The 11,753-nt window shown below is 59.6% G+C and carries 14 protein-coding genes; 11 read left to right on the top strand and 3 right to left on the bottom strand.

What is annotated here, in order from left to right; genetic code table 11:
* The first annotated feature begins 59 nt into the window (after positions 1 to 59).
* Positions 60 to 911 carry a GyrI-like domain-containing protein gene (locus ACIQUH_RS16330; RefSeq protein ID WP_400816957.1) on the top strand — a complete coding sequence of 284 codons (852 nt, stop codon included), beginning with the start codon at positions 60 to 62 and terminating at the stop codon, positions 909 to 911.
* A 21-nt stretch (positions 912 to 932) separates the two neighbouring features.
* On the opposite strand, the gene ACIQUH_RS16325 is transcribed toward ACIQUH_RS16330, so the two are convergent.
* Together ACIQUH_RS16325 and ACIQUH_RS16320 are read right to left on the bottom strand one after the other, a co-directional pair.
* Entirely contained in the window at positions 933 to 1,562 is a 630-nt protein-coding gene (locus tag ACIQUH_RS16325) for a glutathione S-transferase family protein (protein WP_400816873.1), read from the bottom strand.
* Between the two features lie 375 nt (positions 1,563 to 1,937).
* Positions 1,938 to 2,474 (bottom strand): anthrone oxygenase family protein, encoded by a 537-nt coding sequence (locus ACIQUH_RS16320; protein WP_400816871.1) that lies wholly within the window; start codon positions 2,472 to 2,474, stop codon positions 1,938 to 1,940.
* An 80-nt stretch (positions 2,475 to 2,554) separates the two neighbouring features.
* On the opposite strand from ACIQUH_RS16320, the gene ACIQUH_RS16315 reads away from it, so the two are divergent.
* Positions 2,555 to 3,178 carry a TetR/AcrR family transcriptional regulator gene (locus ACIQUH_RS16315; protein ID WP_400816869.1) on the top strand — a complete coding sequence of 208 codons (624 nt, stop codon included), beginning with the start codon at positions 2,555 to 2,557 and terminating at the stop codon, positions 3,176 to 3,178.
* 19 nt (positions 3,179 to 3,197) lie between these two features.
* On the opposite strand, the gene ACIQUH_RS16310 is transcribed toward ACIQUH_RS16315, so the two are convergent.
* Positions 3,198 to 4,412, bottom strand: a complete 1,215-nt coding sequence (locus ACIQUH_RS16310; RefSeq protein WP_400816867.1) for an NADP-dependent isocitrate dehydrogenase — start codon at positions 4,410 to 4,412, stop codon at positions 3,198 to 3,200.
* A gap of 214 nt (positions 4,413 to 4,626) precedes the next feature.
* On the opposite strand from ACIQUH_RS16310, the gene ACIQUH_RS16305 reads away from it, so the two are divergent.
* From ACIQUH_RS16305 to ACIQUH_RS16265, 9 genes are all read left to right on the top strand, one after another.
* The gene (locus tag ACIQUH_RS16305; RefSeq protein WP_400816865.1) at positions 4,627 to 5,157 is read left to right on the top strand and encodes a hypothetical protein; all 531 of its coding nucleotides are present in this window, start codon (positions 4,627 to 4,629) and stop codon (positions 5,155 to 5,157) included.
* A gap of 280 nt (positions 5,158 to 5,437) precedes the next feature.
* Entirely contained in the window at positions 5,438 to 6,271 is an 834-nt protein-coding gene (locus ACIQUH_RS16300; protein ID WP_400816863.1) for an RNA methyltransferase, read from the top strand.
* Positions 6,255 to 7,076, top strand: coding sequence for a glutamate racemase (gene murI, locus ACIQUH_RS16295; protein ID WP_400816861.1), 822 nt, complete (start codon positions 6,255 to 6,257; stop codon positions 7,074 to 7,076). The genes ACIQUH_RS16300 and murI overlap by 17 nt, the downstream gene beginning before the upstream one ends.
* A gap of 378 nt (positions 7,077 to 7,454) precedes the next feature.
* Positions 7,455 to 7,694 (top strand): hypothetical protein, encoded by a 240-nt coding sequence (locus ACIQUH_RS16290; protein ID WP_400816859.1) that lies wholly within the window; start codon positions 7,455 to 7,457, stop codon positions 7,692 to 7,694.
* Between the two features lie 96 nt (positions 7,695 to 7,790).
* Positions 7,791 to 8,069: a type II toxin-antitoxin system RelE/ParE family toxin gene (locus ACIQUH_RS16285; RefSeq protein WP_400816857.1), complete on the top strand. Its 279-nt coding sequence runs from the start codon at positions 7,791 to 7,793 to the stop codon at positions 8,067 to 8,069.
* Positions 8,070 to 8,083: 14 nt separating this feature from the next.
* Positions 8,084 to 8,371: a HigA family addiction module antitoxin gene (locus ACIQUH_RS16280; protein WP_400816855.1), complete on the top strand. Its 288-nt coding sequence runs from the start codon at positions 8,084 to 8,086 to the stop codon at positions 8,369 to 8,371.
* A 73-nt stretch (positions 8,372 to 8,444) separates the two neighbouring features.
* On the top strand, positions 8,445 to 9,080 hold the full coding sequence (locus ACIQUH_RS16275; protein ID WP_400816853.1) for a LysE family translocator: 636 nt from the start codon (positions 8,445 to 8,447) through the stop codon (positions 9,078 to 9,080).
* Positions 9,081 to 9,132: 52 nt separating this feature from the next.
* Positions 9,133 to 10,026: an EamA family transporter gene (locus tag ACIQUH_RS16270; protein WP_400816851.1), complete on the top strand. Its 894-nt coding sequence runs from the start codon at positions 9,133 to 9,135 to the stop codon at positions 10,024 to 10,026.
* 95 nt (positions 10,027 to 10,121) lie between these two features.
* Positions 10,122 to 11,663 (top strand): helicase HerA domain-containing protein, encoded by a 1,542-nt coding sequence (locus ACIQUH_RS16265; RefSeq protein ID WP_400816849.1) that lies wholly within the window; start codon positions 10,122 to 10,124, stop codon positions 11,661 to 11,663.
* The last annotated feature ends 90 nt before the right edge of the window (positions 11,664 to 11,753 follow it).

The raw sequence follows: 11,753 nt of genomic DNA, 5'->3' as shown, positions 1-11,753 counted from the left end.
AGGATTTGTCAAATCGGGTTATGGTTCTATTGGCCATCGGATTTGCAAAGAGGCTCGATATGAACGGTGACACGGCTTGGGCAATCTATGAAACGCGTCTGAGGCGGGTTTCAGCCTATATTCATGACCATCTTGACGAAGAACTGGATATGGGCCGGCTGGCGGAAATCGCCTGCATGTCAAGCTATCACTGGCACAGGATTTATCGGGCAATCCATGGCGAAACGGCGGCGATGACCGTCAAGAGGCTGCGGTTGCACCGCGCGGCGGGCGAGATCGTCCGCGGCGATCTTGCCATCGGCGACATTGCAAAACGATCGGGCTACCCGAACCTCCAGTCCTTCAACCGCATTTTCAAAACGGCCTACGGAATGCCGCCGGCGCGTTACCGGAAAGAGGGAAGCCACAGTCTGTTCAACGCAGTTCCTTTGGAAAAGGCGACCGATATGTTCGATATTGCTGTGAAAACCGTTTCTCCCATGACCTTGACCGGGGTTCCGCATCGCGGCTCCTACATGCTGATCAGCAAGGCGTTCGAAACCCTGTTCGGGACGCTGCATGCGCGTGGACTGGCCGGGCCGGACATGCGCATGATCGGGGTTTATTTCGACGATCCCGATATCGTGCCTGCCGACAACCTTCGCTCCATCGCCTGCGTCACTGGTGTTGTGATGCCGATGGAGGGCGAGCCGTTGCAGCGGCAACCCATCGCAGGCGGCGAATATGCCGTGCTGCGCCACAAAGGTCCCTATGCGGATATGCACCGGGCTTACCGATGGCTTTACGCTGAATGGCTTCCCGCCTCCGGACGACAGATCGGTGATGGTGCTATGTTCGAGGAGTATCTGAATAGTCCCAGGGACACACCGCCTACCGAACTGCTGACGGATATTTACCTGCCGCTGGCATGAGGAAAGGATCCTGCAGGCCGGTCAGCTTGCCGCCACCTGCAAGTCCTTCGCCGCTTCTTCATCGAGCTGGGCGGCCCGCTTGTAGGCCGGGCGGTCGGTGAGATGCGCCATGTAGTCGAGAAAGGCCGGGCGTTTTTCGATGGTGCCAAAATGCAGGCCCCAGCCGACATGGGCGCCGACATAGACATCCGCCGCCGTGAAGAGATCGCCGGCGATGAAGCGGTTTTCGCTGACGGCCCGTTCAAGCGTGTTCATCACATCCGCATAGCTGCCGCAGCCGGCCATGCGCAACTTCTCCTTGGGCACTTCGAAACCCATGGCCTTCATGCTCGCCGCCATTTCCAGCGGACCCGCGGCAAAGAACATCCAGCGGTAATAGAGCCCGCGTGCCTTGGGTGTGGGCGCAAGGTTCGCGCCGGGAAAGGCATCGGCGAGATAGGCACAGATCGCGGCGGCCTCGGTGACGATGGTATCGCCATGTTTGATAGCGGGCACCTTCGCCATCGGGTTTATCAGCCGGTAGGCGGGCGATTTCATCGAGGTCTCGAAGCCCAGTATTTCCGTTCGGTATGGAACGCCCACTTCCTCAAGCATCCATCGCGCGATGCGCCCGCGCGACATGGGGTTGGTGTAGAAGATCAATTCACTCATGCTTTTGCCTCCCCAAGCAAAATCGGCGAAGCATCATGGAAAGCCGGTAGGGATTTCGCACTCGTGCTTCGCTTTTTTAACAGTTCGCAGCATCATTCGCGTGTTCCCTAAAGATTGCGCCGATGCTCCGATAAACGTTTGACTGTGCCGGGCAAGTTATGTGCAAGTAGATGCTGTTTAAGCTTTGTCTTATTGTTGTACTGGCCGTGGCACACGGAATCGAAGTCTGCGCCTAGTACAACGGCTAATCAAGATACTGTGAACAAAAAAGAAAACCCGGCGTTGCGGCCGGGTTCTGTCCCATGATGGCGCATGAATCTAGCCGGCTATCGTTATCGTCTGATATCGCAGCCCTGAGGCAGCCCTTGCCGCGGTCTAGCCGTCCGTCCTCTTTCCCGCCTGCCGCGTCGCGGCCAGCAGTGCGAGGAAAAAGGCAAAAGTGGTCAGCAGGGTGCGGATAAGATTGGAAAGCGCCCAGCGATCGCGTAATTTCTGCCAGTCCGGCGGTATTTCGGTTGAAACGGTTTTGAAGAACTCGTTGATGGGAACATTGACCATTCGCGTCTGGATCACGACAACAGCGTAGATGACCAAGGCCAACAGCCATATCAGGCGGTTGTGCCTGTCGACTAGTGCGGCGGCGAAAAGGATCGCCAGCGGGGAGAAGAAGGCGGCATAAAATATGCCATTTCGGACACTGAAATTTATGCTGTTGAACGCTGCAATAAAAACTTCCGCATCAAGCTGCGGGAAAGCCATCATCACGGGATTGCTGAAGGCAAAAAAGAACCCGGCCATGATACCGAGGCTCAAGGGTGCGGCGATGCGCAAGGTCGAGATTGCCGGTTTTCTTACCGCGGCCAGCGCAGGAAAATGTCTTGTTCTAATCTCGTGCAGAAATGAGCTGGACATGAAAATCTCCATCAAATAACCGTACATATGTGTACGGCACATCCGTACGCACATGTACGGTTATTGTCAAGGAAATGTGGATGCGAAACGAAAGCAGGGAATTGCGTCGGCGGGAGATTGTCGAACATGCCTTCGCCATGCTTGCCCGGGATGGGTATGCGGCCTTTTCCATGCAGGCGCTGGCGAAGGTGAGCAGGTCATCCAAGGAAACGCTCTATGGCTGGTTCGGCGGCAAGGCCGGGCTTTACGAAGCGATGGTCGAAGAAAATGCCGCAAGGCTGGTATTGCCCTCGGCGGAAGCGGCCGACGGCGTGAAGGAGCTTTCCCGTTTCGGGGCTGAACTATTGTCGATGCTGCTGGGGGAGCGGGCGGTACTGCTCAACCGGGTCGCTGCGGCGGAAGCCGGCGTTGATGCCGCACTCGGCACGCTTCTGGCGCAAAAGGGTCGTGAGCACGTCATGCCGAAGCTTGCGACGTATTTTCAGGCGCTGGCGAAACGGGGCGTCATGGGTATGGCGACAGCGGAAGAGCCTGCGGAAATCTGGCTGTCGCTTCTGGCAGGGGATTTGCAGATCAGGCGTGCGACGGGGGCGATTGGCCTTCCAACGGAAGAGGAAATGCGGGCACGCTCGACCCGCGCCGCGGAACTCATATTTCGTCTATATGGCGTCAATGAAAAACCCGGCGCTGAGGCCGGGTTTTGAAGTCGCTGAGAAGGCCGGCTTAAGCCGCCATTGCCTTCTTGAGGTTTTCGTCGATCTTGTCGAGGAAGGCGGTGGTGGAGAGCCAGGGCTGGTCCGGTCCGATGAGGAGCGCGAGGTCCTTGGTCATGTAGCCGCTTTCGACGGTGTCGACGCAGACGGTTTCGAGCGTTGCCGCGAACTTTGCGAGTTCGGCATTGTCGTCCAGCTTGGCGCGGTGGGCGAGGCCACGGGTCCAGGCGAAGATCGAGGCGATCGAGTTGGTCGAGGTTTCCTGACCCTTCTGGTGCTGGCGGTAGTGGCGCGTCACCGTGCCGTGCGCGGCTTCGGCTTCGACCGTGCGGCCATCGGGAGACAGGAGAACGGAAGTCATCAGGCCGAGCGAGCCGAAGCCTTGAGCAACCGTGTCGGACTGCACGTCGCCATCGTAGTTCTTGCAGGCCCAGATGTAGCCGCCGGACCACTTCAGCGCGGAGGCGACCATGTCGTCGATCAGGCGGTGCTCATAGGTGATGCCGGCTTCGTCGAACTGCTTTTTGAATTCGGTCTGGTAGACTTCTTCGAAGATATCCTTGAAGCGGCCGTCATAGGCCTTGAGGATGGTGTTCTTCGTGGAGAGGTAAACCGGCCACTTGCGCATCAGGCCATAATTCATGGAGGCGCGGGCGAATTCGCGGATGGATTCGTCGAGGTTGTACATGGCAAGCGCCACGCCGGCGCTCGGGGCGTCGAAGACGTCCTTTTCGATGACCTGGCCGTCTTCACCGACGAACTTGATGGTCAGCTTGCCCTTGCCGGGGAACTTGAAGTCGGTCGCCTTGTACTGGTCGCCGAAAGCGTGGCGGCCGACGACGATCGGCTTCGTCCAGCCGGGAACGAGGCGCGGAACGTTCTTGCAGATGATCGGCTCGCGGAAGATGACGCCGCCCAGAATGTTGCGGATCGTGCCGTTCGGGCTCTTCCACATCTGCTTCAGGCCGAATTCCTCGACGCGGGCTTCATCGGGGGTGATGGTCGCGCACTTGATACCGACGCCGTGCTTCTTGATGGCGTGGGCCGCATCGACGGTCACCTGGTCGTTGGTGGCGTCGCGGTTTTCAACCGAGAGGTCGTAATATTCGATGTCGAGATCGAGGTAAGGCAGGATCAGCTTGTCCTTGATGAGCTGCCAGATGATACGGGTCATTTCGTCGCCGTCGAGATCGACGACCGGATTGGCTACCTTGATCTTTGCCATGAATTCCTCACCTTCGAAGCTGTGGCGCCTGATGACGCCGGTATCCGGAAAAATATCCGGTGCGGCTATAGCATCGCGCGCGCCTGAGGCAAAGCCATGGGGGGCGCTTTTTTGGCGCAGCGCAATAACGCTTTGCGCATTGCCAAACCACAATGCCGGAATACAGTCAGGCGAATCGCTTCGCCCCTTGTCGGGCCTATCCCGGGATCACATCATGCGGAATATTCTGCTTCTGACTGCCGCCGTCCTCTTTTCCCACAGCGCCCTTGCGGCCGGCCCCGCCGATCCCGTCCAGAAGGTGATGGATATCACCGTCAAGAACTGGTCTGGCGATGCCGAGAACTGGAAGTATATTTTCGATGAGGACATGCTGACCAGCCTGTTCAGCAAGGATTTCGTCGCGCAATATCGCGAAGCATCCAAGAAGCCGGCTTACGAGGCGGAAAGCGGCGAGAAGGGTGATCCCTTCGGTTACGATGTGGTGACGAACTCTCAGGATGGCTGCCCGCTGGCCGATGTTTCGGTGACGCCAGGTGCTGCGAAGGACGGCGTGACTGACGTGACGGCGAAATTCAAGCTCTGGGCCTGCATGGACGAGGCGGAGATGAAGGCGACCGTCGACGAAGTGCATTTCGACGTCGTGGAAGAGGCCGGCCGGCCTGTCATCAGCGATATTCATCGCGTTGGCGATGAGGGCAGGGATTCGTTGCGCGAAGAGATGGCGACGATCATCAAGGGCGAGTGAAAGCAGGGTTTTGGTGAGACGAGAGTGCCGGCAAGGCTTTCGCCACACTCCGTGTCATCCTCGGGCTTGACCCGAGGATCCATTGATTTCAACGGGTTGTGGATCCTCGGGTCAAGCCCGAGGATGACACGGAGCAAGAGTCTGGAGTTGGCATCCGTCTCAAGGGGCCGCATTCGCCCGCTCCGGCTTTGATTTTCGCGCTGATCTGTGCCAGTGAGGCGCGCTTTAAGGGCTTCGGTTCAAAAATCGATGCCGCGCTTTAAAAAACGGACAAACAACGATGGCAGGCACAAACAGCGAGCTTGAACTTCTGGCGGAAGGCCCGGCGATCATTCTGGTCGAACCGCAGCTCGGCGAAAATATCGGCATGGTGGCGCGGGCCATGGCCAATTTCGGTCTTGCCGAATTGCGCCTCGTCAACCCGCGCGATGGCTGGCCGAGCGAAAAGGCGCGGGCTGCCGCCTCCAAGGCCGATCACGTCATCGACGCCACGAAGGTGTTCGAGACACTGGAAGAGGCGATCAAGGATCTGAACTTCGTTTATGCGACGACCGCGCGCGAGCGTTACGGTTTCAAGCCGGTGCGGGCGCCCGTCACCGCCGCCGAGACGCTGCGCGCCAAGTTCAAAGCGGGCGAAAGAACCGGCATCCTGTTCGGACGCGAGCGCTGGGGGCTGACCAATGAAGAAGTGGCGCTGGCCGACGAGATCGTGACCTTCCCGGTCAATCCCGCCTTTGCCTCGCTCAACATCGCCCAGGCCGTGCTTTTGATGTCCTATGAATGGATGAAATCAGGCATGGACGATCTGGGGGAGACGCTTTTCCAGTCCGTCGAGCAGCGGCCTTCCACCAAGGAACAGGTTTTCGGCCTGTTCGAACATATTGAAGAAGCGCTGGATGCGCGCGGTTATTTTCATCCTGCTGAAAAAAAGCCGAAAATGGTCGACAATCTGCGCGCCGTGCTGTCGAGACGTGGTTTTTCCGAGCAGGAAATCAGCGTTTTCCGTGGCGTGATCAATTCGCTCGATCGCTTTCCCCGGCAGTGGCCGAAGCAGGCGGGCAGGGCAGCGGGGCCATCGGCCGAGGGAGCAGGGGAGAATGCTGAAGACGAGTGAGGCGGCGGCCGATGTGCTGAAACCGGTGCTGGTGTTCGATTCCGGCATTGGCGGGCTCACCGTGCTGCGCGAGGCGCGCGTGCTGATGCCCGAGCGCGGTTTCATCTATGTGGCCGACGATGCCGGTTTCCCCTATGGCGGCTGGGAGGAGGAAGCGCTGAAGGCGCGCATTCTCTCGCTCTTCGACAAGCTGCTGGACGATTACAGCCCGGAAGTATGCATCATCGCCTGCAACACCGCCTTCACGCTCGCCGGCGCGGATCTTCGAGCCCGCTTTCCGCAGATGACCTTTGTCGGCACCGTGCCCGCCATCAAGCCGGCGGCGGAGCGCACCCGATCGGGCCTCGTTTCCGTGCTGGCGACGCCAGGCACCGTCAAGCGCGCCTATACGCGCGATCTCATCCAGTCTTTCGCCACGCAATGCCATGTCCGTCTCGTCGGATCGGAAAATCTGGCGCGCATGGCGGAAAGCTGGATCAGGGGCGAGCTGGTTCCGGATGAGGCGGTGCTTGCCGAAATCGAACCCTGCTTCATCGAGAGCGAAGGAAAACGCACGGATATCGTCGTTCTCGCCTGCACGCATTATCCCTTCATGGCCAATCTGTTCCGCAGGCTGGCGCCATGGCCGGTGGATTGGCTCGACCCCGCCGAGGCGATTGCCCGGCGTGCCCGCCATCTGGTGCCGCTGCCGCAGGATGCGGAACATCCCGATGGTTTCGATTTCGCCGTCTTCACGTCGGGCAAGCCGGATTTCGCCACCCGGCGGCTGATGCAGGGTTTTGGTCTCAGCGTTTCCGCCGCCTGAGTGCCTGTTGTATTTTTACATCGCCTTTGCGCGTCTTTTGCAATTCGAGATTGCGACCTCTTGTCGCGTCGGTTTTCCTGTGTAAGATGCGTCTTGTCTGTAACCGCACTAAATGGAGGCGTGGAATGACTAATGACATGAATATGCGCCTTAACGGCATGTCTGGCCTTCCCGGCATGATTTTCGGCGGTTATGGGGTGCGAGGCATCTCCCTCCGATAAGGCTTATGGCCTGATTTCCCTGCCGTTTGGCATTTTCACTTCGTCCGACATGTGACTTGCGCGTTCGCGTGGCATGAGTGCTGCGCCCGTCGTTTCGGCATGTCGTTTTCCATCGATAAAGGACCTGGCTGCCTTGCCGCGCCGGGATGGATTTCCCATGCAAAATGATCAACCATTGGTAGCATATACGCTGCCGGATGCGGTGGACCGTCTGTTCGTCACATTCGGCATCTGGAAAACCCTGAGGGCGGTTCTTTTGGCCGCATTGGTGCCGCGCGCGCCACCGACCGATCCTGCCGATCTGCCGGAGCGCCTGCTGGTGGATATCGGTCTCGAGCCGTCGCGGGTGAAGCGGCGCCGTGACCTGCCGGCGCCGCCGTGGGCGCCGCGGTTTTGATGATGGTGGTCTCTTCGACAAAGAAATGTCGAGGAGGCCGCCATGCTTCTGCCCTCACGCCTTGTATAGTGATACGATACAGGATACGGTTCCTGTATGATCGTCAGTTTCCGTCACAAAGGGCTCGAAGCTTTTTATCGTTCAGGGACGACGAAGGGTATTCAGCCGGCCCATGCCGCCAAGCTGGGCCGAATACTCACCTTGCTTGAAGTCGCGGCAGGCGCTCCCGACCTTAATCTTCCCGGTTTCAAACTTCACCCGCTCAAGGGTGGCATGAGAGGCCACTGGTCCATATGGGTGAATGGAAACTGGCGCGTGACATTTCGATTTCTGGATAGCGATGTCGAACTGGTCGACTATCAGGATTACCACTGAAGGGAATTGGTCCAATGATGAAATTTCCTGTCCATCCCGGCGAATTGTTGCGGGAGGAAGTCATTGCCGCACTTCAGCTTTCTGTAACCGAAGCGGCTGAAAGGCTTGGCATGTCCCGGGTCGCGCTTTCGCGGGTGCTTAACGGGCATGCAGGAATCAGTCCCGACCTTGCCTTGCGGCTGGAGCGGGCAGGGGTCAGCACGGCGCGGGCGTGGCTTGCCATGCAGTCGAACTACGATCTTGCGCAGGCGATGAAACGCGAGCAGCCGCCGGTTCGGCCACTGGATGACCGGGTGGCCTAATCTTCGAAGATTTGGCTTGATACCTCCTGGTTTTGGTGGCTTGCTCGGCAAATCGGATAAGGGAGACACAATCATGCCGCTGGAAAACTGGCTGGCCTTCGTGGCCGCATCTGCCATCATGCTCGCCATTCCGGGACCGACGATCCTGCTGGTGATTTCTTATGCGCTGGGCCACGGCCGCAAGGCAAGCACGGCGACGGTGACGGGAGTGGCGCTCGGGGATCTTACCGCCATGACCGCCTCCATGCTGGGGCTCGGCGCCCTGCTGGCCACATCGGCTGCACTTTTCACCGGCCTGAAATGGATTGGCGCCGCCTATCTTATTTATCTCGGCATCAAGCTCTGGCGTTCGCCGGTTGGCGAAGCGGCGCAAGGCGCGGGCGTGACGGGCCGTGAACGGCCGCTCAAAATCTTCCTGCATGCCTATATCGTCACGGCGCTGAACCCCAAGAGCATCGTGTTCTTCTTGGCCTTCCTGCCGCAGTTTCTGGTGCCGACATTGCCCTTCTGGCCGCAGGTGCTGATTTTCGAGGTGACATTCCTTGTGCTTGCCACCGTGAATGCGGCCCTTTATGGACTTCTGGCAAGTGCCGCCCGCAATACGATCCGCAAACCGAAGGTTCAGCGCATCGTCAATCGCACGGGTGGCGGCCTCCTGATCGGCGCCGGTCTCGTCGCCTTCGGCTGGAAGAGGGCGGTTTCGGCATAGTGCCCCCTCGATTACCCGTGGTGTCGATCGCCTGAAATTCGGACATAACAAAATGGCATTGCCGCATATTTTTCTCGCCCTGATCACCGTGTTTTTGTGGGGCTTCAACTTCGTCGCCATCAAGATCGGCGTCACAGATATGCCACCCCTGTTTCTGACGGGGGTGCGTTATCTTTTTGCAGCCGTGCCTCTCGTCTTCTTCCTGCCGAAACCCAATGTGCCGTGGCGGCACATGATCGTGTACGGCATGGCGATGGGCTTCGTGCAGTTCGGCCTGCTTTACCCGGCCATCAAGCTTGGCCTGCCTGCCGGGCTTGCTTCGCTGGTCATGCAGTCGCAGGCCTTCTTCACGCTGGCGCTTGCCGTGGTATTTCTCGGGGAACGGCCGTTGCCTTCACAGATCTTCGGCGCAATCATTGCTTTTGGCGGGCTGGCGGTCATCGGCGTGGAGCGCATGACGGTGGCAGCGCTGCTACCGCTCCTGATGGGGGTCGGCTCGGCGATTGCCTGGGCCTGCGGCAACATCGTCAACCGCCGCATCGGCCAGGTAAACGCGGTCTCCTTCGTCGCCTGGACCAGCCTTGTGCCGGTTCTGCCGTTGATCCTGCTTTCGCTTGCGGTGGAAGGGCCGGAAGCGATTGCCGAAGGGGTGACCAATGCGACGCTCACCATGGCTTTCGTGGTGATCTACATGGCCTATGGCGCGACCATTGTCGGCGCGGGCATCTGGAGTTATCTGCTCCTGCGTTATCCCGCCGGGACGGTGGCGCCGTTTTCGCTGCTGGTGCCTGTTGTCGGCTTCATCAGCGCCTATCTGGCTTTTGCCGAACATATCACCGTCTTCGAGATTATCGGTGCGGCGCTGGTCATTCTCGGGCTGGCGCTCAACGTCTTCGGCCGGCGCATCGGCATTTCGCGCTTCCGGTTGAGGTCGGCACAGGGCTGAGACCGAATTGCCTGTGCATTATCGGCACGGGGCAGACGCAATCGCCGATTTTTTGGTAAAGAGCATGTTCGGCAGTCCTTTAGGGAATCGGCCGGATGAGATGCAGCACAGGGAATGGAACATTGCAGGTCGGTATCGACATGGGAACCCTATCGGGCGGGCAGCAGGCCAAGCTCGATATCGAGGAATTGCTTGCGACGCGCCTGCTGGTGCAGGGCAATTCCGGTTCCGGAAAGTCGCATCTGCTGCGCCGGCTGCTCGAGCAATCGGCGCCATGGGTACAGCAGGTCATCATCGATCCCGAGGGTGATTTCGTCACGCTTTCCGACAGGTTCGGCCATGTGGTGGTGGACGGCGAGCGCACGGAAGCCGAGCTTGCCGGCATTGCCAACCGCATTCGCCAGCACCGCGTTTCCTGCGTGCTGACGCTGGAAGGCCTTGATGTCGAACAGCAGATGCGGGCCGCGGCCGCCTTTCTCAATGGCCTGTTCGATGCCGATCGTGAATTCTGGTATCCGGTGCTTGTCGTGGTGGATGAGGCGCAGATGTTTGCGCCCTCCGTTGCCGGTGAAGTGACGGAGGACGCCCGCAAGGCGTCGCTCGGCGCCATGACCAATCTGATGTGCCGCGGCCGTAAGCGCGGTCTTGCCGGCGTCATCGCCACGCAGCGTCTGGCGAAGCTCGCCAAGAACGTGGCAGCGGAAGCCTCAAACTTCCTGATGGGCCGGACCTTCCTCGATATCGACATGGCGCGCGCGGCTGACCTGCTTGGCATGGACAGGCGGCAGGCGGAAATGTTTCGCGATCTGCAGCGCGGTAATTTCGTGGCGCTTGGCCCGGCATTGTCGCGTCGGCCGCTTCCCATCGTCATCGGGGCGGTGGAGACCTCGGCGCGCTCATCGTCGCCAAAGCTGATGCCGCTGCCGGATGCACCACAGGATGTAGAAGATCTGATCTTCACACCGGATCCGGAAGAATTCACGCGAGCTGTCGTGCGGCGGACGCCGCCGGCGCCGCGCCCGACCACGGATATTCTGGCAGAGCTCTCCCGTTCCACACCGGCCGCCGTTGCGCCGTCAACCGAGCAGCCGCGTAGCGGCCAGCCGGACATGACGCCGGAAGAGCGAGAAGAGAAGATCGGTGCGGTGTTGGTTGAAATTCTCGACGATCCGCAATCGGCCTATCGCACGGATGCCGTGCTCTATCAGGATTTTCTGGTGCGGGCCCGCATGCGCCGTATTCCCGGCACGCCCATGTCACTCCCCGAATTCCGCCGTCAGGTGGCGATTGCCCGTTCGGGCGTGGATGCGGCGATGGCCGCTAGCGAGGGCTGGCAGAAGGCGCTGGAATTGTCGATGTCGGTTTCCGATGATCTGCAGGGGGTCTTCCTGCTGCTCGTCAAGGCGGCGCTGGGTGAAGAGCCTTGCCCGTCGGATGCCCGCATTGCCCGGGCCTATGGCACCCATTCCGCCCGCCGTGCGCGGCGTCTGCTCGGTTATTTCGAGGAGAAGGAGCTTGTGGTGGTGCATGCCGATTTCTCCGGCAAGCGCATCGTGGCGTTTCCCGATCTAGACGCAAAAACCGCACCCGGCGATGCGGATGCGGCTGAGGACGATGCGCGGCTTGCGGCGGAGTGAAGATTACTGTGTCAAGCCGAGTGCAAACCTAACCTCCGTCATCCTCGGGCTTGACCCGAGGATCCACTGCCGTTGAAAAGGGGGATCCTC

The sequence above is a fragment of the Agrobacterium sp. NPDC090283 genome (assembly GCF_044769685.1).
GTDB lineage: Bacteria > Pseudomonadota > Alphaproteobacteria > Rhizobiales > Rhizobiaceae > Agrobacterium.
Note: the sequence above shows the minus strand (reverse complement) of the source record. Positions and strands in the feature narration are given on the sequence as shown.

Excerpts from the sequence above, each read along its gene's own strand:
- ACIQUH_RS16330 (WP_400816957.1), top strand. The coding sequence starts at position 60 with ATGAACGGTGACACGGCTTGGGCAATCTATGAAACGCGTCTGAGGCGG.
- ACIQUH_RS16325 (WP_400816873.1), bottom strand. The coding sequence starts at position 1,562 with ATGAGTGAATTGATCTTCTACACCAACCCCATGTCGCGCGGGCGCATC.
- ACIQUH_RS16320 (WP_400816871.1), bottom strand. The coding sequence starts at position 2,474 with ATGTCCAGCTCATTTCTGCACGAGATTAGAACAAGACATTTTCCTGCG.
- ACIQUH_RS16315 (WP_400816869.1), top strand. The coding sequence starts at position 2,555 with ATGCGAAACGAAAGCAGGGAATTGCGTCGGCGGGAGATTGTCGAACAT.
- ACIQUH_RS16310 (WP_400816867.1), bottom strand. The coding sequence starts at position 4,412 with ATGGCAAAGATCAAGGTAGCCAATCCGGTCGTCGATCTCGACGGCGAC.
- ACIQUH_RS16305 (WP_400816865.1), top strand. The coding sequence starts at position 4,627 with ATGCGGAATATTCTGCTTCTGACTGCCGCCGTCCTCTTTTCCCACAGC.
- ACIQUH_RS16300 (WP_400816863.1), top strand. The coding sequence starts at position 5,438 with ATGGCAGGCACAAACAGCGAGCTTGAACTTCTGGCGGAAGGCCCGGCG.
- murI (WP_400816861.1), top strand. The coding sequence starts at position 6,255 with ATGCTGAAGACGAGTGAGGCGGCGGCCGATGTGCTGAAACCGGTGCTG.
- ACIQUH_RS16290 (WP_400816859.1), top strand. The coding sequence starts at position 7,455 with ATGCAAAATGATCAACCATTGGTAGCATATACGCTGCCGGATGCGGTG.
- ACIQUH_RS16285 (WP_400816857.1), top strand. The coding sequence starts at position 7,791 with ATGATCGTCAGTTTCCGTCACAAAGGGCTCGAAGCTTTTTATCGTTCA.
- ACIQUH_RS16280 (WP_400816855.1), top strand. The coding sequence starts at position 8,084 with ATGATGAAATTTCCTGTCCATCCCGGCGAATTGTTGCGGGAGGAAGTC.
- ACIQUH_RS16275 (WP_400816853.1), top strand. The coding sequence starts at position 8,445 with ATGCCGCTGGAAAACTGGCTGGCCTTCGTGGCCGCATCTGCCATCATG.
- ACIQUH_RS16270 (WP_400816851.1), top strand. The coding sequence starts at position 9,133 with ATGGCATTGCCGCATATTTTTCTCGCCCTGATCACCGTGTTTTTGTGG.
- ACIQUH_RS16265 (WP_400816849.1), top strand. The coding sequence starts at position 10,122 with ATGAGATGCAGCACAGGGAATGGAACATTGCAGGTCGGTATCGACATG.